We start from the raw sequence: 20,977 nt of genomic DNA on the forward strand, positions 1-20,977 counted from the left end.
AAACCATGTTAGAGGGGGAAACTGGTGATTTTGTTCCCTTATGGGTACATCTGAATATAATACACGGAGCACATGCGCATCGAGAGGAGGAAACGCTGTGTTACCCAAAGCTTTATTGAACTCCCGTGTAAAGATAAAAGTAACAGAACAGCGAACACCAAGCATCATCGCGATAATTCCAGTGAGCGGCCAAGTTGGGGATATTGCCTTGAATCCAGCAACGAACCGCGTGTATGTTATTCAAAGTGAAAGCGGGCTAGGTGTCCTGGACACGACGACCAACAAAATGATAACAAACGTGAATACCGGCCAAATGCCTTCGAACTTAAGGATCAATCCGCGAACGAACCACATTTATGTCTCGAATTGGCTGGACGGCAGCGTCTCTGTGATCAATGGGCGCACGAATCGGGTCATCACGACGATTAAAGTCGGTGAGCGCTGCGATGAAATTGCGATTAATACACGAACAAACAAGATATACGCAGCTACGATCTCTTTATCATCCAGAAACGGCATGCTAACCGTGATCAACGGGCAAACGAACCGTATTCAAAAACGAATGCCATTCATCGGCCGTCCGTCCACCATTGTAACAGATGAGGAGACGAATCGGATTTATGTCACGAACACAATGAACAATACCGTTTCCGTATTGGACGGAAATAAAAATACGATCATCAAAACGGTCAAAGTCGGGCGAAATCCGGTTATTACGCCGGCCTTAAACAAGAAGTCGAATTGCTTATATATTCCGAATAATTTAAGCCGCTACTGTTCGATTTTGAATCTGCGCACGAACATCGTTCACAATCTTCAGCTCGGCAGGCTGCAAAGCGACATCATCGTGAATCCGGTGACGAATCGGATTTATATCACATCCGCGCAAATCGAATCAAAGGGGCGGCTGTATGTCATCGACGGTGATACGAACCGTGTGATCCAGACAAAGACCATCCCCACCTTTACGAACATGTTCATCAACCCGAACACGAACCATCTCTACATTTCGGCGGATGAAGAAAATGGACCGGACCCGTTGACGGTTTATCAAGGCAGCAGCCTGAAACGGATTGCTTCGCTTCCTCCAGTAGAGTCTACTGGAGGAGTCGCGATCAACCCGCTAACAAACCGCATCTATTTGGGCGGTGAAAAGAAAATCTTCGTCATTCAGGACTGAGCAATAGGCGTATTGTCCTCCTGGGAGCTGCCTGCAGAGCAGCTCCTATTTTTCGTTGAAATTATTTCCTGATTTGCCATTGGCGGCGAATGTCACCCGCAGAAATCGACAGAAAATGACGAATTGGTATAGAATCGTTATAGAAGTCTATGTTTGCTTAAGGAGTGAATCACGATGGCCAGTAATTATAAACGCTTTATTCAACACCAATTCGAAAAAGCAAAGTCCACCGCTTCCGAGTTCATTTCTTCAAAAAATGAGGAACAAGAAGATTACCTGATAAGGCTTCATCCGGATCAAGCTGCTGAGCTGCAAGCAATCGCGGATCTGCAGCAAACGACTGTGCAGGAGATCGTTAATGACATCGTTATCGAGTTTTTGCAGAGCGCATCTCATGAACCCGTTCCGATCTCTGTGGATCAGAAGGAAGATAACCCGCTGCTATATTTGGATGGCATATGCAGACTAAAGGATTAAGGAGCGCAAACAAATGGAGAACAATTTGAACATTCAAGACGCCATTTTTCTAGATGAAACAGCTTTAGCCGCTTTCATGAACCCGGAGAACCCCCGTTATGCCAAGGCACGTTCCTTGTTTCTGGATTTGCATGATCTTGAGCGTCATTTTGTGACGACAAATTCTATTATTTTTGATCTTCATGAATGGCTGCGCAACGAATACAGCTATCAGCAAGCGGAATATTTCTTGAGTGCGATTGATAAAGCAGTAAGCAGAGGCAAACTGGTGCTTATATCCAGCAGCCCTGAATTTGAGATGGAATCGCGGAGACTGCTGCTGGACAGGCCTGAACTTCGTTTCTCGCTTAGCGAAGCGTTCACGGCTGTGACGATGTCCTATTACCAGGTCAAACGCATTTTTACGTTCAACCACAATTTCATGATGCTGGCTCATTTGGATAAACAGATTCGAATCCTTCCTTCCACCTAACAAGCTTATACAGTTACATACAGTCGGCTTATTTACAGCTGCAATGTTCATCTTGATTTTTTTAAGCAGGAGTTTGTAGCGTGAACAATGAAATACACAAGAGGATATCGCCAAAAAATGAATGCTTGAGGTACGGCATAACGAGCATATGAAGGAAGGCGGCAGCATGAAGAAAATTATTTTGCTAACAACGATGATTAGTTTACTCACATTTAGTGACGGTAGTCTAACTTCAGCAAACACCAGCAATTTTACCGATGTATCTTCAAAGAGTCCTTATGCCACTTATATTAATGATCTTCAGCAGCTAGGTGTGACCAATGGCGTGAAGCCAGGTCAGTTTGAACCAACCAAAACGCTCACCCGCGCCGAATTCGCCAAGTTCGTCGCAACAGCGTTTCAGTTAAAGGATAATGGGTCCGAAGTGCCATTTCTAGATATCCAGACGCATTGGTCTTACCCGTATATTAGCGCTGTTTATCAAGCAGGAATCGTTGATGGCAAAAGTGCTGACATCTTCGCGCCGGATCAACCGGTCAAACGCGCGGAAGCGGCGGCAATGATCTGGCGGTTAGCCCAGAGCAAAGGATTGGCGGAAGCCGCACCGGTGAATCTGCAGGAAACCGTCGATTCATGGGCAATTCCGGGGATCAATGGGGTCGTGTCCAAAGGATGGTTCGGAGCGGATGTGCGCCAATCGAATGGGAAGTGGGCCTACCGCCCAGGTGCGAATATGACGAGGCAGGAGATGGCTGCCCTGTTAGTCCATTCGATGAACGATCTGCCAGGAAGTATTTCAACGGCGGCTTCCGAGACGCCTATTCAACCGGAGACGAATACACCGGAAGATACAGAAACGGCTCCTATTACGAGTCCTGATTCGAGCTCGGACACGGATTCGACGACATCAGCATGGCAGGAATCCCTGAAGCAGCATTTGTTGAATCAAGATACAGACTTCCAACTTACTCTAACCGACCCGGAGCAATTCAAACAGATTAAACCGTTCGTCAATCAGGTGCTGGCGGATAATGATTATTTGCATTTCATTTATAGTGATATGAAGTATCAATTCGACGGAGTTGCTACCGTGAATTTCAAAGTCACTTATTTGGAAACAGCAGCGCAAACGGCATACGTGACTGCTCAAGCAGCAAGCATCGTTGCTTCGATCATTACAGCGAATATGAATGATTTTGAAAAGGAAAAAGCCATCCATGATTATGTCATCTCTCATCTTGCCTATGACCAGTCATTGAAAGAGCACAGCGCGTACGGCGGGTTAACGAATGGGAAGACCGTCTGTCAGGGCTATGCACTTCTCACGTACCGGTTACTTACCGTCGCAGGCATTCCGAATAAAATTGTAGAAGGTCGTGCTGGCGGTCAATTGCATGCTTGGAATTTGGTCAACTTGTATGGGAACTGGTACCATTTGGATACGACATGGGACGATCCGATTCCGGATGTGCAGGGCCGATTGATCTATAATTACTTTAATCTAACGGATGAGCAGATCAAACAAGATCATTCTTGGAAGGGAACTTATCCTGCGGCATCGCAGGATTTTGTTCAAGCGCTGGATGCGGCTACGAAGTCAGGTCAGATCGAAGCGGGCAGCGCTCATGTCATGCTCTATACGACTGGAATTGCAAGTGAAACGAATGAAATGACGTCTAATTCAGTCCCTGCTATTCAAGCCATTCTGCAACAGGGATTTACAGACAAGCAAAGCCAGATCACTATTCATTATAAGAGCTCCCTCGGCAAACCGCAGACGGTGATGAAATCAGCATTGACCAGCCAATTAACTGCAAATTATAACATAAACAAGGTATCCTATACGTATCATAACGATACACGATTGCCTGGTGTTATTACGGTAACCGTCAACGTTACGTATCCATAAAAGAATATAGCGTGCCTGAGCTAAGGTGCGGAGCTGTCGAGCGAAGATGTCTCGACAGCTTTTTTTATATACTTTTGATGGACTGTGACGAAAATCACTCTAGGAAATGATGGAATGTGGTAAGCTTTTATCTGAAACATTCTTCGTTCACTTACCCGATGACAGCCATGACGTTCGGTGCGGAAATTTGCTCGGCGCAGCGCTCTTTACTTGTGCGATACATATGACAGAATTGTTTGCGGAAGCATTTGTTCACGGATTCCTGTTTAGCGTCGTCGCAAAGAAATTGCATGCGCCTGCTTCAGAATTATTTTTTCGCGTCATATGATGTATTTCATTCCGGTCCCCTTCGGGTATCTGCTCGGCGGGTGTGTTTATGGGTTTCATGTATGACTTTGTGAATAAACCGTTCATGCAAGAAGTTGAATAAGGGAGGATATTAGGAAATGAAAAAATCAAGAATCGTCGTTATTGGTTCAGGTGCAGTTGGCGCTACGACTGCATATACACTTATGTTAAGGAATCGCGCGGACGAATTAGTGCTTATAGATTCAAATGAGAAGAAGGCAGCCGGTGACGCGCTGGACATGAATCACGGGATTCCTTTTCTTGGCACAACGAAGCTATGGGCTGGTACCTATGCGGATTGTCAAGAAGCGGACATCATCATCATTACGGCAGGAGCCGCACAACGTGAAGGGGAACCGCGAACGGAATTGCTGAAGCGGAACACCGTCATTATGGACAATATCATGAACGAAGTGATGAAACACAATTCGAGCGGCATTATTTTGCTGGCGTCTAACCCTGTAGACGTCATGAGTTATTATGCCTGGCGTAAATCCGGCTTGCCGGTTAGCCGTGTCATCGGATCCGGTACGCTGCTGGACAGCGCAAGATTCAGATATTTGATCGGCAGCCATCTGAGCATCGACCCGCGTAGCGTTCATGCGCATATTGTCGGCGAACACGGAGATTCCGAACTGCCAGTATGGAGCTTGGCAAATGTGGCGGGTACGAAGCTGGAGTTAAGCGATGAAGATAAGGACCATATCTTTACCAATACAAGGGATGCAGCTTACGAAATCATCAGCGCCAAAGGAGCAACCTACTACGCGATCGCCCTCGCATTGGATCGAATTTGTACAGCCATCCTGCGCGACGAAGGCGCCGTATTGAACGTATCCACGCTGCTTGAGGATTATCACGGCATTAGCGACGTCTATCTAGGCGTACCGTGCATCGTTGATCGTGGAGGGGTCCGGGAAGTGCTAAAGCTGGATTTGTCCGACAGTGAAGTGGAATTGCTGAACCGTTCGGCGGCCAAGCTGAAAGCGTTGAATGCTTCGATTACAATCGAATAAATCGAGCTATAAAACGAAGAGCCCTTGATTTCTCCACTAGGAGAGTCAAGGGCTTTAAAGGATTTTTGATCGATAAGCGTAAAATAGAGTAGTATAAGTTTCTCTTCTTTATAGATTTGCTTTTCATTGTAGGAGGGATGGAATGGTAGAGGCAGGTGTACTGCAAGCAGCAGCAAATGCGTATGGATTAGATGTGAATCTACTAAGACACGTTGGCGGGAATGTGAATGTGGTTTATCAGTACCCGGCAGGACAAGGTTTCCCTGCACGCATATTGCGGTTGTCCACGCAGAAGTGGCGCAGCGAACAAGAGGCCATGGCAGAACTGCATTTTATGATGTATTTATATGATCATGGCGTTTCAGTCCCTAAAGTGTTCCTATCCAAAGGGGAAAAATGGGTAGAATCGATTGCAGGAGGTTTCCATGCCGCTGTTTTTGGCGAAGCTCCTGGTAAAATCGCTACAGAAGAGGACTGGAACCCTAAGCTGTTTGAGAATTGGGGTCGGCTTCTTGGGCAGATGCACCTGCTTACGCAATCGTATGTCCCCTTGCCAGATGCCCAACGTCGCGACTGGAAACAGGAAACCTGGATGGATATGATGCGAAACTTGCCCCAAGAGGAGACAATTGCCCGGCAAAAAGCCTACGAGCTGACGACCTGGCTCGAGACTTTGCCAAAAGATTTGAAAAACTATGGTCTTGTCCACTGCGACCTCCATGCCAAAAACATTTTTGTCACGAAAGACAGCTCGATTACGGCATTTGACTTTGATGATTCCTGCTATCATTGGTTCGTTTATGACATCGCCATCATCCTGCATTCGGTTATCATCCGACAGAAACGATTGGAACAACAAAGTTCAACCCTCGATGACCACGTGGCATGGTTCTTTACATGGTTCATGAAAGGGTACCAAGAGATACAGAACGTTGAAAGTTGGTGGTTAAAAGCTATACCGAAATTTTTAAGTTATCGTCGGTTGCTAGATTATAACTTCCTGCACCAAAAGTATGACTGGGGCACGGTTGAAGGCCCGTTGAAGGCAGCTTGGCAGCGTATGAAAGTGGAGATTGAAGCAGATGAACCTTTAACTCATTTTTCATTTGATGAATGATTTCCTGCTCTACATACTTATGGAAGCTTCTGGGAACCATAACTTCTAATGCATGTTTAAAGAGGAGTGGGCAAGATGAATGATTTGATCAAAAATGCTTTTTCGCTCGGGTTAGGCATCACGGTGATGACCAAAGAAAAATTGGAAAGCTGCGTCAATGAGCTCGTCGCGAAAGGCAAAGTCGCACCTGAAGAATCGAAAGAGTTGGTATCTAATTTGATCAAGAGGGGGGAGGAGCAGCAGGACGACTTGAAGCGCTTAATCCGTACACAGCTTCAAAAACTGCTGGTCGAATTGCACGTAGCGACAGAGGATGATATTAAGCGGTTAGATGAGCGTATCGACCACTTGGAACAAAAACAGCAGGCATAGCCGATTATGAGGAGAAGGATACGGCAGTTACAACGATACCGCGATATCGTTATCGCCTTGGTTCGTCACGGTTTCGGCTTCCTTGTGGAAGAGTCGGATCTGCTGCAGCGTCTGCGCATCCCGATTCGAAGATTTCGCTTGGAGGACGATGCGGATCGTAAGTCGTTAGGACTGCGCATCAGGAATGTCGTTGAAGAGCTCGGACCCACATTCATCAAGTTAGGACAAATAGCCAGCACACGTTCAGACCTGCTTCCTGATGATATTGTGAAGGAACTGGAGAAGCTTCAGGATCATGTGAAGCCGATTCCTTCCTATCAGGTGAAGGAGATCATCGAGGCGGAACTGGGGCAAAATATCGAGACTGTGTTCAGCTATTTTGAGCAGGAGTCGCTTGCTGCGGCATCGATCGGACAAGTGCACCTTGGCGTGCTGCACACAGGAGAGCGTGTAGCCGTCAAAATCCAACGGCCTCAAGCTGCAGATTCAATCCGCATTGATTTGGATATTTTGGCCGATTTGGCAGTGCTAGCCGAACGCCGCTTTGCCTGGGCCCGGCGCATTCAGATGGAGGTCCTCGTCGCGGAATTCGGCAACTCGCTGCTCAATGAGCTGGATTATACCAAAGAAGCGAGGAACGCGGAAAAAATAGCCGAACAATTCAAGCATATTGCCCATATTTTTGTGCCGCCAACGTATCGTGCATACAGCTCCCGGAAAGTTATGACGATGCAGTATATCGAAGGTGTCCGCTTGCATCAGGAGGATCAGCTCGTTGCCCATGGATATGACCGGGCACGAATCGCCAATCGGCTCATTCAAGCGTTATTTCACCAAATCTTCGTTGAAGGATTGTTTCATGCGGATCCACACCCCGGCAACATCGTGATCCTGCCTGGGGAAGTGATCGCTTTTCTCGATTTTGGCATGGTGGGGCGGCTCACGGAGGAAATGAAATTTCATTTTTCTTCCTTGATCATTGCACTCATGCGTCAAAACACGGACGGGGTCATTAAGGCGATTTATCGGATTGGCCTAATTGATGATGATGTCGATATGTCGGAGTTGCGTTTAGATATTGAGGGACTAAGAGAGCAGTATTTCGGAGTCCCGCTAAGTCAAGTCAGCCTCGGTGGAATCGTCAATGATCTGTTCGAAGTGGCGTACAAGTATCATATTCGTATTCCGGCAGATTTCATCTTATTAGGGAAAACGCTGGTAACCCTTGAAGGGGTTGTCATGAAGCTGGATCCGACGATCAGCATCGTCAAAATCGCCGAACCATTCGGGCTCCAGCTGCTGTTCGAGCGACTTCGACCGGATAACTTGAGCGCAAGTATCTTCAAGGATGTCACGGATTACGGGCAAATGCTGGTGAACTTACCCAAACAGTCGCGAGAGCTCTTGACGCTGATCAAAAAGGGCAAGCTGCATGTGAACATCAGTGTCCCGGATGCCTACGATTTCCTGCGCAAGCTAGACCGCATCGGTAACAGGATCACGTTCAGCATCGTGCTGTTGTCTTTCAGCCTGATGATGATGGGACTCATTATCGGTTCATCTATCGTTGGCCGCAGGCCATATTTTCTGCTAACCGTGCCGACCATCGAGGTTGGGTTCGTACTGGCATCTTTGATGATGCTGTGGCTGCTGTTTTCGATTTTTAGGTCGGGTAGGTTTTAGTGTGAAAAAAATGAAGCCCTATGGATGAATCTCCATTGGGCTATTTATGTCGCTTAAACCTCAATATCTACGCCGATACTGTCTAATCTGCCAACTTCGCGAATGTAAGTAACAACGGCTTGATGGTGTTCGTTAACCGTATATGCATCCAATGCGGCTTGATTTTCAAATCTTACCAGAAGAATGACTTGGTATTCTTTACTTTTTTCAGCCAGGTTCAGTCCCGCTTGGATTTCATCGATTCCTGGAATGAGGCTTTGTAATGCTTTGAAGCGTTTTGCAACCTCAAGAAGTTGCTCTTGCGTTGTTGTTTCAGCAAATTTCAAAAGCACGGTACGTTGAATCATTGGTTTTCCCTCCGCAGTAATAATTTGTTCTTGTCCACTTGTCCATCTTACAGGGAGATGAAGGAGATAGCAATGAAATTGATGAAGTCGTACTTACGAAAAGGTAACTAACTAATCATATTTTCAGTGTTTATTCGATGGCATCTTTTCTTTTATAATCAAATTAAATCATCCTTAATACGCTTGCCTACTACGGCATACATTCATGGAAGCGCTATAATTCGGGTGCGTTATTGGAAGATGTTTGCGAAAAGCAATAAATGGTATAAAGGAGGAGTTGTTATGATGAAAGTGCTAGTTACGGGAGCGTCAGGAAACGGCGGTCAAGCTGTTTGCCGGGCGTTATTGGATGCAGGCTATACTGTGCGTATGGCTGATGTGATCCCAACTCAAATGGATGATTTAAAACAAGCAGAGTTCGTACGTTGTGACACGCGCACACCAGCTGATGTGAGAAGGGCAGTAGCTGGAATGGATGCCGTCGTTCATCTCGCTGCCTGGCATTGTGCGCATAACCCGCCGGTCAGTGATGAAACGATTTTTGCGGTCAACGTCGACGGAACCTTTCACGTTCTGGAAGCTTGCCGGCAGGAGGGTATTCAATCGATCGTGTACGCTTCGTCGATGGCTTATGGATGGTGGTCGGTTTATGGCGTTTCCAAAGTGATCGGAGAGGATCTGTGCAAAGCGTACAATGAAATGACAGGAGCTTCCATCGTCATGCTTCGTTATCATGAATTTATTCCAAGACCTTATTTGGAGTTTGGGGCGCGGCTATTGAAAAATGGAGTAGATCGGCGAGATGTCGCTGCAGCGACAGTTGCGTCCGTAAAAGCGGTGCTGGCGCGCCGGGTCGGGCTCTTTCGAACCATCGTACATACAGACCATGGGATGCCGCAGGAAGTCGTGGATCGTTTCCGCGAGCTGGGCGTCGCCTGGTGTGAGGAGCATGTTCCTGGAGCGCGCAGACTGATCGAAAAGTATGCGATACCGCTGCCCGAGCAGGTGGAACAGCACGATCTAAAGGAAGCGGAGCAGGTACTCGGATGGCGGCCTGCTGTGGGGTTCTTGGACTTTCTCCGAGACCTGCAAGCGCGCGACGAGAAAGGTTTGGATGTGAGCGGCCTGTGGGTTCCGTCGGAGCTGCCAGGGATGTGGCCCGCCCGCTAGGCTAGGGCGGGGTAAGGCTGTGGCGCGACGCTAAGTGTGCGGCGTGCGGGGGAAGGCTGCTGCACGACGTTGAGTGGGCGTGAATGGGTCCCCCGCGTGCAGCACCCCGCACATAGCTTTCTTTTGGAGGGGGCTTTACCAGAATGAAGGAGATGTGTTATGATGAATTCGCACAGACCGACCGACGGTCTGCAAGAACGTGAATAGCTCATCGAGCAAATAAGAGAGAATCAAGAGGACGGTGGAGAGTACGATGCTTGCTGCCATAGAGAAAAATGAGCTTCTGCGTCTAGGCGCAGCCGAGATGGCCCGAGGAATCCGAGAAGGGCGATGGAGCTCACAAGATTTGGTCGAGGCCCATATAGAGCGAATTATGGGCGTGAATCCTACGCTGAATGCGATCGCAATTCCGCTGTTTGAGGAAGCCCGGCGTGCCGCCAAAGAGGCTGATCTGCAAGCGGCACAGGCAAGTGCGGAACTGGGACCGCTGCACGGCGTCCCCGTAACGATCAAGGAGTCCCTCGATGTCGCCGGGACGCCGAGCACCTGGGGCTTGCCGCATCGCCAGGGCAAGCTGTCACAAGCCGATGATCCCAGCGTAGCCCGCCTGAAGCAGGCCGGCGCGATCATCATCGGCAAAAGCAACATCATGCAGCTGTTAATGGGCTGCGAATCGGTCAATCCCGTGTACGGGCGTGTACGCAACCCGTGGCGCCCGGAAGAGCGTTCCTCCGGCGGGAGCAGCGGGGGCGAAGCCGCCATCGTTGCCGCCGGGGGCTCACCGCTCGGCCTCGGCACGGATGTCGGCGGAAGTATCCGTACCCCGGCGCATTTTTGCGGCATCCACGGACTGAAGCCGACGCCCGGCCGCGTGCCCTCGGGCAAACCGCAGGGCATCGTCCATCTTGTCCCGGAAGCGGCGATGATGGCGAGCACGGGGCCGATGGCCCGGCGGGTCGAGGATCTCATGCTGGCCATGGAGATCCTGTCGACGCCGGAGTCGCTCAAGCAGGCGCCGATTCGTCTGAGCGGGTCCTCGTCTATTCAGGGGCTGCGCATCGGATTTTATACAACGGATGGCATAGCTGCTCCTTCGGCCGCCATACAGCGTGCCGTCCGGGAGGCGTCGGAGGCCTTGGCTCAATGCGGTGCAATTGTCAAACCATTTGTGTTGCCCGAGCCTGAATTCATCCTCCATCAGTTTTATGCGCTTATGTCGGCCGCGGGATCTTCCGGAATCGAGCGCTCCGTGAACGGCGACGAGATGACGAAACAGCTAACTGGCGTACACCGTTCATTCAGTCTCACCAAAGGAAAGAAATGGATCATTTCCGGAATCCTTCGCCTGCTCGGTCAAAACATTGCCGGCCATCATATCGTGCCCAATCTGGGAACAAAGACTGAAGATGAGCGACGCGAGCTCACACGCAAACGGGAGCAATACCAGCAAAGATTCCTGCAAGAAATGGAACGGCAGCAAGTCGATGTTCTGCTGGCACCGCCGTTCCTGACACCATCCATTCAGCATGATCAATCGCTGCAGATGTCGTATGAAGGCTCGTATGCGCTGACGTTCAACTATTTGGGCATGCCTGCAGGCGTCGTCAGCACAACTCGTGTGCGCCCAGAGGAGACGTCCAACCGCTCGCGAAGCAGCGACAAGTCCGTGCAAGCTGCCGCCAAAGCCGACGAACACAGCAGCGGGCTCCCCGTCGGCGTGCAGGTCGCAGCGCCACCATGGCGTGAGGATCTTGTGCTGGCCGTCATGGCTTGCTTAGAAGAGCAGTTCAAACATACGAAGGAATATCCGTCCGGCGCCATCCTTCTATAAATTGAAGCTCGATTGAAGTCGCTTAACAGCGGCTTTTTTTATTTGCGCAATTAGAGGTTTTGGCTTAATTGAAAAGAATACATGAAGTAAAACTGCTGCGGCGTGAAAGGTGGAAGCGACATTGTCCGAGCACATCCCGTGCAAAATACGTATTATCGGTTCCGTCGGGAGCGGTAAAACAACGTTAGCCAGAAAACTGTCAGCTAAACTGCGCATTCCTTACTACGAGCTTGATAACGTCGTTTGGAAAAGACACGTGCCAAAAGATATTCGGAGAGCGGATGAGGAAAGAAATCAGCTTTTTAATCATATGATGCAGACGAATGCTTGGATTATTGAAGGCAGTCATTTTAGTGAATGGGTGTTCCCTAGTTTTCATCTGGCTGATTGCATTATTTTTTTGGATACAAACGTTTCCATCCGTAAATATCGAATTGTAAGAAGGTATATGTTACAGCTGCTGAAGCTTGAAAAATCCAATTACAAACCGACATTTGATATTTTCAAGAATATGTTTGTGTGGAATCATGGTTTTGAACATCAAATTAAACCAAAGGTTCAAGATTTATTGCGCCAATATGACAGGAAGTCGGTAACCATCAGAAATTCCTATGACCTGACATGTTTCCTTAACTCTTTTGAAAATTGACATTAAATCCTTTCACGATCAGCCAAATGGCGAGGGTCATTTCATTAACTGCGACTGGCAGCGCTAAAATACCGCCCCAAGTAGAAACTTGCTCAATGACACCGAACATAACGAGCAGAGCGCAAACAAAAACAAGGACCGCCCCTGTCATACCCAAGATCGGAATAAACCTGGGCACTAGTCTTGATCGATAAAAGAGATAACTGTACATCATCGTATTGATGCCTAACATGAAATTAGGGCCGAGCAAAAATGTCCAGTCATGGATTGCTTTCAGCACAGTGCCAGAAACTTGAAATGAGATCATATCCGATGCTCCGGATGCTATAAATGCTCGGCTTAATGTCAATAAAGACAATACGCTAATGATTCCGATTGTAATAATTACGGCTTCCAGAAATCTGAAGCAAATATGCCAAAGCGCGATTGTTTCATTTACTTTTCTTAAAAATGGAAACATGGTTGTTGCGGTCCCCACAGCTGAAACGACAAGGATCAGCTCCATCAGCGCACCAATTACCACCTGATTGGCATGTTCGGCGCCATGAATCAAGTAATCGGGATCGTTTAGAATAGGTTTGTAAAAAATTAGACCAAGTACCGCCGATACGGCAGCAAGGATAAACAGAATTCCCACAATGTTAGACGCTTTTTGGTTTGAAATCATGTTTGATCACCCTCTTTTTCATCCTCATAAAAGAAAACTTCCTCCAAAGGCAATTGAAAGACGCGAGAAATGCGAAATGCTAATTCCAGAGACGGGGAATAATTTCCCTTTTCCAGAGACACGATGGTTTGTCTTGTTACACCAACCTTGTCAGCCAACTGCTGCTGGGTCATTTCGTCATGGTTAAATCGTAATTTTCGGATGTGATTGCCGACAAGTTTATTTGCCATTTTAGACTCCTTTCCGATAGTGATATAGTTTCGTAACCGAGCCGGTGACATCTGCAATGAATCCCGAGGCGATCAGGGTGATGAACATGACATTGGAAGGCAGGTCGATGACGAGTGATCCCATAGACAAAATGAACCCGAGGATAAAGAGGGCGAAGGAATTTCTTGCAGCTTTCAAACCAATGAGTTTATCCATCTCATCTTCGAAGGCAGGTTCCTTTTCTCCGGTCGTGATCCGAAAAATGATGTTGAAAATAATGCTAATCAAGATGTGCGCAACAATGGAAAATAACGCCAAGATAAGGACGAATGAGCCCCAAAAGTGAAAAGTGACGGTCGACTCAAGTCCATCTTCGGGATACTGCGGGTACTTATACAAGCAATAAGAGACGAAAATGAGTACAGCACTGATCAAGGATACGATGCTTTTCTTTTCTTGATAGGTCATGGCTACGCTCTCCTGTCTAATAATATTTACTTCATGAAATGTTTGTTATACATAATGTAATATAAACCATTCTTGATGTAAAGTTTTTTATACGTATATATCGTCCGTGGTGGAGGTTAAAGGCATTCAAACTTGGAGTTGTGGTAAAATGGCGGTAAAATAGGGTAATTACATTTGAAATGTGAAAGGAGAGGCAATTATGGCGCGTGTTTTATTTATTAATCCTGGATCGGAGGGACATGTCAATCCAACACTCGGGGTTGTGCAAGAGCTGGTCTCGCGTGGCGAAGAGGTCGTATACTTTTGTATAGAAGCTTACCGGGAACGGATCGAGAAGACAGGGGCTACGGTACGAACAATTGACGGTCAAAAATTTATTCAAGCTTTTCTCGCTGGCGGAAGAAATTATTTGCTTGAAAGAGTGAACGGTCTTTTATATACGGCAGATATCGTGATTCCAAGTGTCCTTGAGCAGATCCAAGATGAGCATTTTGATTACATCATCCATGATTCCATGTTTGGTTGTGGACGTATGCTGGCTCAAATGCTTAAGCTTCCTGCGATCAATTCTTGCACTTCTTTTGCCCAGCGTGAAGCCTCTTTTGGTAACCTATTAAAACAGTTGTCCGCGAGCATCCCTGCAGAAATCGTTACACCTATACACGATAAGTTCCATAGCTTGACGGTGATGTTGAAGGAAAAATATGAAGTCGATATCGCTTCGCCTTACGAAGTGTTTTGTAACCCAGCGCCGCTGACGATTGTCTATACAACAAAGGAGTTTCAGCCGGTTGGAGACGCATTTGATCCATCTTATAAATTTGTAGGTCCATCCATCGTTTCACGATCTGTACCGGAAGACTTCGACTTGACTGCCATTAAGGGGAAAGACGTCATTTATATTTCACTGGGTACTGTCTTTAACCAGGCCATGGAGTTTTATAAGCTCTGTTTTGAAGCATTGGGAACTACTGAGCATACGATTGTGATGTCGATTGGGAATAAGGTTCAACTTGCTGATCTTGGGGAAGTTCCTGCTAATTTTGTGGTGATGCCTTATGTTCCGCAAATGGAGGTGCTCCAGCACGCTCGTTTGTTTGTTACTCATGGGGGAATGAATAGTACGAATGAAGGGCTCTATTACGGAGTACCGCTCATCGTGATCCCGCAAAGCGCAGATCAGCCGATCATTGCGAAGCGGGTCGCCGATCTTGAAGCAGGCATTGCCTTACAGATGCAGAACTTAACTGCCGAGCAACTGCGCAATGCCGTGGATGATGTGTTAAGCCATTCCTCATTTAAGCAAGTTGTTGAGCAAATGAGCGAATCCTTCGGGCAATCGGGCGGGTATCGGAAAGCTGTCGACGAGATTTTTGAATTTAAAAATCGAAGTTTCCACTCGCGTTAGCGTCGTAAAACAACGTAAACGCAGAAGATGCCTGTCGTTCTCCCGAACCCATGACCGCGGAGCCCAACAATTGTCATGGAAAATCCACCCATAAGTGACATAAAAGGTGGGTAATTAGCGAATAGACTATACGTATAAGGGGGAGTACGTATATGGCTATCATCAAAAACCGTTACACCTATGATCAAGCGGCGATGAAACCGATGTGGAACGGGCAATGGGGAAGAGCAATCGATCAGACTTTCCAACGCGAAGTTGTTCTATATACGTTCCACGAGGCTGAGGCCGTTGTGCATCAGGAAGCGTTACGTTGGCTGAGCAAGGCGTCTCAGATGTCGAGCGATCACTTCATGCACATTTTGGACGCGGGCTCGCAAGATGGCATGTTATTTGCTGTTCTTCAAGCAATAACGGGAGGTCCCCTCATTGATCAGCTGGCTGCACAGGAAATATCAGGACGCAACGCGCTTGCCTGCGTCTATGAGCTTACCAAAGCCATTCGCGAATCGCGTGTCCTGCGGTTGCCTGAATGCGCGGTTGACGTGGAAAATTTGTGGATGGAAGATAACGGTCGGCTGCGGGTTATCAATTATTGGAGCGAAGGGAAGATCGGCCGGCGGGGAGTGCCGGGTCTGGCGCTGCTGCTCTATCAGTTGAGTGCGAAGACGGATATTCCTACATCATCTACGGATGCTTACGCTTTCGAGATAAAGCGCATGTTTGCGGATATGCCGGATGAAACCCGGGACCGTACCGTTGCATGGGCCTGCAGAGGGTACGAAGGTAAAAGCTCCTTGGCTGAATTTCAGCAGGAGATGGAAGTGCTGCTTGGCATTAGGGCCGCAAGCGGAACCGCGCCTCAACAGCGGAAACTCACAGCCTATCATGCACCTGTGGTGACGGGGCCAAGTGGGCTCAAATCGTTCCAGCTGCGCAAAAATCATCTCCTTATCGCAGCCTCCTGTTTGAGCATCATCGTGCTGATGGTCTGGCTATCCACGCGTGCTAACCCGAGCCAAATGAGCACCGCTAGGCCGCAACCAACGCCGTCACCCGTACATACAGCAGCGCAGCCTAGCAACGATCCGCCCAAGCCCACGGCATCGGCACCGGCATCCGCCACGCCCGATCCAACAACGGCACCGACGGCTGCGCCGACCGAGGCGATGGCTGCACCGGCGGACGAGGTACAGCCAAAGGCTGGGGTCGTCCCGGATTTAGTCGCGCATACGAAGGAAGAAGCCGTGAAGATGGCCATGGCCTCGGGACTGCGGTATCAGTTTTTCCTGGAATCTAATGAAGCGGCGAATGGAATGGTTTTCAAGCAAGATCTCACGCCGGGAACGGCCGTCAACCATGGCGACCGCATTACGTTTTGGGTGAGCAAAGGGAAGTAAAATGAATAAGCGCCCCTACAACCAGAGGCTTCTGGTGTAGCGAGGCGCTTTTGCTTTGTTCTTATGTTTCTTGCAATTGACCCGCCTCTCGGCGGTGTCTGCTCATGAATACCAATGATACAGCAATGAGCGTGAGGATCATGCCAAGCACGCGAAATCCTTCGAAGCTGAATTGACCTCCCATAACGACGCCTATGATCAATGAGGAGAGAATGGTTCCGAAATATCGGGACGTACTGAATAGGCCGGATGCAACCCCGATCATATTTTTCGGTGAACTATTGAACAACGCTGCTTGTAGGGCGACATTATTCAATCCGTTTGCGATGCCGAACGCCGCTAAAGCCAGACTGATGCTGATAATTGGTGAAGTTTGATTTAACGTGACGAGCCATATGGACCCCAAGGTCATGAGCAAGGCGGAGACGATCAATGCCGGACGCGGCCCTGATTTATCGATCCAACGGCCGGCTAACGGGGCTGCTAAGAGCGAGCATAAACCTAAACTTAACATATAGAGTCCCGTGTGGATTTCACTAATATGGCGTACCATCTGCAAGTAGGAAGGCAGCCCGAAAAAGAGGGAATAAAAAATAACATTAACGAGCATAAATTCCACATTGACCCTAGTCATGGCTGGGTATTTGGCAAATGTGCGAAGCGGAATAAAAGGTGACGGCGTTGTTAATTCATGGCGAACAAAAGCTGCAAGCAGCGCGAGGCCAATCAGCACGATAATGATATTGAACACGGAGGCATGACTGGAGGATTTTATCGATAGTAATCCGAAAAGCAGCGCTATCAAACCCGCTGTGAAAAGCAGGATCCCAGAGGCATCAATCATTTGCAGCCATTTGCGAACGGACAAGTTGCTGGCAGCGGGAGTTGGTGGTGTATCGCCCGGAATCATCCTCCATGCCATGACAAAGCTCGCCACCACAAAAGGAATATTGACCAAGAAGATCGCATGCCAATCCCACCAGTCTGTCAAGACGCCACCAATAAAGGGACCGATCGCAGCGGCACCGGATAGGAAAATGGACAAGATAGAGATCGCCGTCGCTTGCTTCTCTGTAATATGGATGCGTACAATGGCCATTCCTACGGCAACCATCATACTAGTACCAATGGATTGAACAATCCGAAACACGATAAGCATCCCGAAGTTTGCCGATAATGGCGCTAGCAATGAGGCTACGAACGAAACGATAAGCCCGGCGAGAAAGATTTTTTTGCGGCCGAATAAATCGCTCGCTTTGCCCATAACCGGTTGGGCTATCGCACTTGCAATGTAAAATGAAAAGATAATCCAGGAAACCGCGGTATAATCGAGTTGGAAGGCGTGTTGCAACCGTGGAATCGCAACAGAAACCATCGAAGAATTTAATGGATTCAGGAGTATCCCTAATCCAACAGAAATCATCAGCCACCAGCTGCGGGCATTCATAAAAGGTTCCCCCTAAGTGTGTAGTAAGGATATCGTACTTCATCGCAGCTATTTACTCCAACGCATTTCATGTTATGATTTCATTGACTGAAAGGAATGAATGGAGGCCGGAAGTGGAACTTCTTCAATTGGAATATTTTATCACAGTTGCGCGATTGGAACATATGACCGAAGCTGCGCGCAGTTTGCACGTTACGCAGTCGTCGCTGAGCAAAACGATTCAACGTTTGGAGGAGGATCTCGGTGTACCTCTGTTCAATCGAACAGGCAGGAACTTGCGATTAAATGAGTTCGGTGTCCGCTTCCTTCGCCGAGCGGAAAGGGCGCTATTGGAATTAGAGCAAGGGAAGCAGGAGATAAGGGATCTATCCAGGCAGGAACAGAGCACGCTCGAATTGGCCGTGAATACGGCAAGCACGCTGCCGAATATTCTTCGCGAGTTTCGGAAACAAATGCCTAACGTCCAATTTCATGTCCAAATGCTGACCACGGAGGAAATGGTTAATTTGCTGCACCGAGGTGAGGTCGATTTTTGTTTATCTTCACCGCGGATCGAGGGAGACGATGTTGAATCGCTAATCGTCCATATCGATCGGATCCTTGTCGCCGTACCAAAGGGACATCGCCTGGCCGACCGGACAAGCATCTCTTTGCTCGAACTCAAAGAGGAATGGTTTGTCGGGGTGAAGCGGGGCTACGGAACTCGCGATTTTGTGGATGCGGTATGCCAATCCGCCGGATTTGTACCCAAGTATGTGTATGAAGGGGATGAACCTGCAAGGCTTAGCTCGCTTGTGGAAGCCGAGATCGGCATCGCTTTTATACCGAGTACGGCGAAGATTTCGCGGGAGCATATTCGATATATCCCAGTTAGTGATCACGAGCTGGTCCGGGAAATCGCTTTGTTATGGCACAAGAGCCGGTATATTTCGCAGGCAGCGCAAATGTTTCGAGAGGTCGTTATCGAATATTTTCGGGACATATCCGAACAATGAGCTTCGGAAAGGTACACTTCTGTTTCGCCTACAATATGATGGGTCTAGAACGATCAAAAGAGGTGAGTCGATGGGTGTCGTGAAAGCTGTTTTTATGAGCCAACCGGGCAAGAATGCGAGAATATTTACAATACGTTCTAACCGAACACACAGAGGGAGCAGCTATCGAACACGCATCAGAAGAGGTCGCGCTCTCTCTATGGATCATCTGGCAAATCCCTTGGAACCGTGGTAAAATAGCTTACTATCGCGGAGTTATGCGGATGTTGGGGGAACGTTCATATGGAGATTAACAATATTATCGTCACCGGACGAATGTATCAAGAACTAGAAAAACTTGCTGAGCTAGACCCTAAGCGGGAATATTTGTTTCTTCCCGAGGCACAGGTAGACCCGAAGCACTTCGATTGGGCTGATGCGTATGTGGCGTTTAAACCGACGGCATCGTTTCATTTTGGCAGCTTAAAGTGGGTTCATGCGCTTGGCGCCGGCGTCGATTCATTTTTATATAAGCGAGCATGGAACAAGGATGTTATGTTAACGAGAACGGTTGGCAGTTTCGGGCGGAAAATAGGGGAATATAGCTTAAGTTACATTCTTGCCGATTTGCAGCGGCATGATGAATTGCAACAGCATCAAATAGAGAGGCAATGGCTGCCTTCGCAGCGGAAGCTGCTGCAGGAACTGAACGTCGTTATTTTTGGTACGGGAACGATTGGTCAGGAAGTAGCGAGGATGCTCGGCGCATTCGGTGTAACGGTTTACGGAATATCGCGCAGTGGCGCGTCTAACGGTTATTTTCATAAGGTTTTTCCGATGAGCGAAGTGCACTCGTGTTTAGGACAGGCTGACTGGGTGATCAATACGCTGCCATTAACGGCGGAAACGGATCGATATTTTGGGATGAACCTGTTTGCCGGCATGAACGGTGCAGGCTTTATAAATGTGGGCCGGGGCGCATCGGTCGATGACGCTGCATTGCTTCAAGCCATCGATCAAGGCCAGGTGCGAAGAGCGGTTCTGGATGTGTTTCGCGAGGAACCTTTGCCTGCGCAATCACCATTGTGGACGCATTCAGGTGTCGTCGTGACCCCGCATATTTCTGCAGTTACCGGGCTGGATGAAGCGGTGAACGGATACCTGGCTGTGCTGGAAGAAATCGATCAGGGACAACAACGGGTTAGCTATGCGGTGGACGTTAGCCGCGGATATTAGCATGCACAAGCATGATAGCAGGATGATTGCAGTGATTTAACTCACATCTTTTCTTTTGTAAACGGGATATACTATTTGCATATATTAGAATGAGGTGATTCTATGCTGTACTCGAAAATCGTTGTCGCATATGATGGATCGGAAACTGCGGATAAAGCGCTGGATACCGCGATGAAATTAACCAAGCTGGATCAAGATTCGAGGTTAGAAATTTTACACGTGTTCAATTTCCCCAAATACATGCTAGGGGACGGGGTTGTTGTTCCGTCTATTTCTATCGAAAATACGGATTATTCCAAGCAAGTAACCGACAAGCTCAAGGGAAAAATAATGGATGATTCCAACGTACATATCGAAGTTCGGGAAGGCGCATCTGCAGCTAAAGAAATTCTCGCTTATGCGAGCGAAAGCCATGCGGATCTTATCGTTGTCGGCAGCAGAGGACTGAACAGCCTCGGAGAATTCATTCTTGGCAGTGTCAGTCATAGCATTGTCCAGCATGCGAAGATTCCGGTATTAGTCGTTAAATAGTGAAGTCCGCTGGTCGCGCACCAGCGGATTTTGCTTTATATGCGGTATTTATGGTTTATAATCGTGCA

Annotated in this window: 21 protein-coding genes; 16 read left to right on the forward strand and 5 right to left on the reverse strand. The window is 48.1% G+C overall.

Annotated features, from left to right (window positions below):
- Nucleotides 1-97: 97 nt before the first annotated feature.
- The 8 genes from O9139_RS04740 to O9139_RS04775 all read left to right on the forward strand — a co-directional run bounded on the left by O9139_RS04740 (nucleotide 98) and on the right by O9139_RS04775 (nucleotide 8,574).
- Entirely contained in the window at nucleotides 98-1,180 is a 1,083-nt protein-coding gene (locus O9139_RS04740; RefSeq protein ID WP_270878297.1) for a YncE family protein, read from the forward strand.
- 174 nt (nucleotides 1,181-1,354) lie between these two features.
- Nucleotides 1,355-1,657, forward strand: coding sequence for a hypothetical protein (locus O9139_RS04745; RefSeq protein WP_270878298.1), 303 nt, complete (start codon nucleotides 1,355-1,357; stop codon nucleotides 1,655-1,657).
- A 13-nt stretch (nucleotides 1,658-1,670) separates the two neighbouring features.
- Nucleotides 1,671-2,129, forward strand: a complete 459-nt coding sequence (locus O9139_RS04750) for a hypothetical protein (protein ID WP_270878299.1) — start codon at nucleotides 1,671-1,673, stop codon at nucleotides 2,127-2,129.
- Nucleotides 2,130-2,295: 166 nt separating this feature from the next.
- On the forward strand, nucleotides 2,296-4,038 hold the full coding sequence (locus O9139_RS04755; protein ID WP_270878300.1) for an S-layer homology domain-containing protein: 1,743 nt from the start codon (nucleotides 2,296-2,298) through the stop codon (nucleotides 4,036-4,038).
- A gap of 446 nt (nucleotides 4,039-4,484) precedes the next feature.
- Nucleotides 4,485-5,402 carry an L-lactate dehydrogenase gene (locus O9139_RS04760; RefSeq protein WP_270878301.1) on the forward strand — a complete coding sequence of 306 codons (918 nt, stop codon included), beginning with the start codon at nucleotides 4,485-4,487 and terminating at the stop codon, nucleotides 5,400-5,402.
- 142 nt (nucleotides 5,403-5,544) lie between these two features.
- The gene (locus tag O9139_RS04765; RefSeq protein WP_270878302.1) at nucleotides 5,545-6,519 is read left to right on the forward strand and encodes a phosphotransferase enzyme family protein; all 975 of its coding nucleotides are present in this window, start codon (nucleotides 5,545-5,547) and stop codon (nucleotides 6,517-6,519) included.
- Nucleotides 6,520-6,594: 75 nt separating this feature from the next.
- On the forward strand, nucleotides 6,595-6,891 hold the full coding sequence (locus O9139_RS04770) for a phasin family protein (RefSeq protein ID WP_270878303.1): 297 nt from the start codon (nucleotides 6,595-6,597) through the stop codon (nucleotides 6,889-6,891).
- A gap of 6 nt (nucleotides 6,892-6,897) precedes the next feature.
- Nucleotides 6,898-8,574: an ABC1 kinase family protein gene (locus O9139_RS04775; RefSeq protein WP_270878304.1), complete on the forward strand. Its 1,677-nt coding sequence runs from the start codon at nucleotides 6,898-6,900 to the stop codon at nucleotides 8,572-8,574.
- A 53-nt stretch (nucleotides 8,575-8,627) separates the two neighbouring features.
- On the opposite strand, the gene O9139_RS04780 is transcribed toward O9139_RS04775, so the two are convergent.
- Nucleotides 8,628-8,921 carry a Dabb family protein gene (locus O9139_RS04780; protein WP_270878305.1) on the reverse strand — a complete coding sequence of 98 codons (294 nt, stop codon included), beginning with the start codon at nucleotides 8,919-8,921 and terminating at the stop codon, nucleotides 8,628-8,630.
- A gap of 282 nt (nucleotides 8,922-9,203) precedes the next feature.
- Here O9139_RS04780 and O9139_RS04785 point away from each other — a divergent pair, with 282 nt between their 5' ends.
- The 3 genes from O9139_RS04785 (at nucleotide 9,204) to O9139_RS04795 (ending at nucleotide 12,571) form a co-directional block, all read left to right on the forward strand.
- Nucleotides 9,204-10,091, forward strand: coding sequence for an NAD-dependent epimerase/dehydratase family protein (locus O9139_RS04785; protein ID WP_270878306.1), 888 nt, complete (start codon nucleotides 9,204-9,206; stop codon nucleotides 10,089-10,091).
- 253 nt (nucleotides 10,092-10,344) lie between these two features.
- Nucleotides 10,345-11,922 (forward strand): amidase, encoded by a 1,578-nt coding sequence (locus tag O9139_RS04790; protein ID WP_270878307.1) that lies wholly within the window; start codon nucleotides 10,345-10,347, stop codon nucleotides 11,920-11,922.
- A gap of 109 nt (nucleotides 11,923-12,031) precedes the next feature.
- A complete protein-coding gene (locus tag O9139_RS04795) occupies nucleotides 12,032-12,571 on the forward strand; it encodes an AAA family ATPase (protein WP_270878308.1) in 540 nt (179 codons plus the stop codon).
- On the opposite strand, the gene O9139_RS04800 is transcribed toward O9139_RS04795, so the two are convergent.
- From O9139_RS04800 to O9139_RS04810, 3 genes are read right to left on the reverse strand one after another with little or no spacing between them, the layout of a single operon-like run.
- Entirely contained in the window at nucleotides 12,552-13,238 is a 687-nt protein-coding gene (locus tag O9139_RS04800; RefSeq protein ID WP_270878309.1) for a DUF4386 domain-containing protein, read from the reverse strand. The genes O9139_RS04795 and O9139_RS04800 overlap by 20 nt on opposite strands.
- Complete coding sequence (locus O9139_RS04805) at nucleotides 13,235-13,468, reverse strand: helix-turn-helix transcriptional regulator (protein ID WP_270878310.1); 234 nt, start codon at nucleotides 13,466-13,468, stop codon at nucleotides 13,235-13,237. Before O9139_RS04805 ends, O9139_RS04800 begins: the two co-directional genes overlap by 4 nt.
- Before the next feature lies 1 nt (nucleotide 13,469).
- The gene (locus O9139_RS04810) at nucleotides 13,470-13,916 is read right to left on the reverse strand and encodes a hypothetical protein (protein ID WP_270878311.1); all 447 of its coding nucleotides are present in this window, start codon (nucleotides 13,914-13,916) and stop codon (nucleotides 13,470-13,472) included.
- Between the two features lie 199 nt (nucleotides 13,917-14,115).
- On the opposite strand from O9139_RS04810, the gene O9139_RS04815 reads away from it, so the two are divergent.
- A complete protein-coding gene (locus O9139_RS04815) occupies nucleotides 14,116-15,324 on the forward strand; it encodes a macrolide family glycosyltransferase (protein ID WP_270878312.1) in 1,209 nt (402 codons plus the stop codon).
- 152 nt (nucleotides 15,325-15,476) lie between these two features.
- Nucleotides 15,477-16,721: a PASTA domain-containing protein gene (locus tag O9139_RS04820; protein WP_270878313.1), complete on the forward strand. Its 1,245-nt coding sequence runs from the start codon at nucleotides 15,477-15,479 to the stop codon at nucleotides 16,719-16,721.
- Nucleotides 16,722-16,782: 61 nt separating this feature from the next.
- On the opposite strand, the gene O9139_RS04825 is transcribed toward O9139_RS04820, so the two are convergent.
- Nucleotides 16,783-18,168 (reverse strand): MFS transporter, encoded by a 1,386-nt coding sequence (locus O9139_RS04825; protein WP_270878314.1) that lies wholly within the window; start codon nucleotides 18,166-18,168, stop codon nucleotides 16,783-16,785.
- A gap of 113 nt (nucleotides 18,169-18,281) precedes the next feature.
- Between O9139_RS04825 and O9139_RS04830 the strand changes: the two genes are divergently transcribed.
- From O9139_RS04830 to O9139_RS04840, 3 genes are all read left to right on the forward strand, one after another.
- Nucleotides 18,282-19,163 carry a LysR family transcriptional regulator gene (locus O9139_RS04830; RefSeq protein WP_270878315.1) on the forward strand — a complete coding sequence of 294 codons (882 nt, stop codon included), beginning with the start codon at nucleotides 18,282-18,284 and terminating at the stop codon, nucleotides 19,161-19,163.
- 282 nt (nucleotides 19,164-19,445) lie between these two features.
- Nucleotides 19,446-20,378, forward strand: coding sequence for a D-2-hydroxyacid dehydrogenase (locus O9139_RS04835; RefSeq protein ID WP_270878316.1), 933 nt, complete (start codon nucleotides 19,446-19,448; stop codon nucleotides 20,376-20,378).
- Nucleotides 20,379-20,480: 102 nt separating this feature from the next.
- Complete coding sequence (locus O9139_RS04840; protein WP_270878317.1) at nucleotides 20,481-20,909, forward strand: universal stress protein; 429 nt, start codon at nucleotides 20,481-20,483, stop codon at nucleotides 20,907-20,909.
- Nucleotides 20,910-20,977: the final 68 nt, after the last annotated feature.

This window comes from Paenibacillus aestuarii, assembly GCF_027789125.1.
Taxonomy (GTDB): Bacteria; Bacillota; Bacilli; order Paenibacillales; family NBRC-103111; genus Paenibacillus_E; species Paenibacillus_E aestuarii.

Coding starts and splice junctions, on each gene's coding strand:
- O9139_RS04745 (WP_270878298.1), top strand. CDS start 1,355: ATGGCCAGTAATTATAAACGCTTTATTCAACACCAATTCGAAAAAGCA.
- O9139_RS04750 (WP_270878299.1), top strand. CDS start 1,671: ATGGAGAACAATTTGAACATTCAAGACGCCATTTTTCTAGATGAAACA.
- O9139_RS04755 (WP_270878300.1), top strand. CDS start 2,296: ATGAAGAAAATTATTTTGCTAACAACGATGATTAGTTTACTCACATTT.
- O9139_RS04760 (WP_270878301.1), top strand. CDS start 4,485: ATGAAAAAATCAAGAATCGTCGTTATTGGTTCAGGTGCAGTTGGCGCT.
- O9139_RS04765 (WP_270878302.1), top strand. CDS start 5,545: ATGGTAGAGGCAGGTGTACTGCAAGCAGCAGCAAATGCGTATGGATTA.
- O9139_RS04770 (WP_270878303.1), top strand. CDS start 6,595: ATGAATGATTTGATCAAAAATGCTTTTTCGCTCGGGTTAGGCATCACG.
- O9139_RS04775 (WP_270878304.1), top strand. CDS start 6,898: ATGAGGAGAAGGATACGGCAGTTACAACGATACCGCGATATCGTTATC.
- O9139_RS04780 (WP_270878305.1), bottom strand. CDS start 8,921: ATGATTCAACGTACCGTGCTTTTGAAATTTGCTGAAACAACAACGCAA.
- O9139_RS04785 (WP_270878306.1), top strand. CDS start 9,204: ATGATGAAAGTGCTAGTTACGGGAGCGTCAGGAAACGGCGGTCAAGCT.
- O9139_RS04790 (WP_270878307.1), top strand. CDS start 10,345: ATGCTTGCTGCCATAGAGAAAAATGAGCTTCTGCGTCTAGGCGCAGCC.
- O9139_RS04800 (WP_270878309.1), bottom strand. CDS start 13,238: ATGATTTCAAACCAAAAAGCGTCTAACATTGTGGGAATTCTGTTTATC.
- O9139_RS04805 (WP_270878310.1), bottom strand. CDS start 13,468: ATGGCAAATAAACTTGTCGGCAATCACATCCGAAAATTACGATTTAAC.
- O9139_RS04810 (WP_270878311.1), bottom strand. CDS start 13,916: ATGACCTATCAAGAAAAGAAAAGCATCGTATCCTTGATCAGTGCTGTA.
- O9139_RS04815 (WP_270878312.1), top strand. CDS start 14,116: ATGGCGCGTGTTTTATTTATTAATCCTGGATCGGAGGGACATGTCAAT.
- O9139_RS04820 (WP_270878313.1), top strand. CDS start 15,477: ATGGCTATCATCAAAAACCGTTACACCTATGATCAAGCGGCGATGAAA.
- O9139_RS04825 (WP_270878314.1), bottom strand. CDS start 18,168: ATGAATGCCCGCAGCTGGTGGCTGATGATTTCTGTTGGATTAGGGATA.
- O9139_RS04835 (WP_270878316.1), top strand. CDS start 19,446: ATGGAGATTAACAATATTATCGTCACCGGACGAATGTATCAAGAACTA.
- O9139_RS04840 (WP_270878317.1), top strand. CDS start 20,481: ATGCTGTACTCGAAAATCGTTGTCGCATATGATGGATCGGAAACTGCG.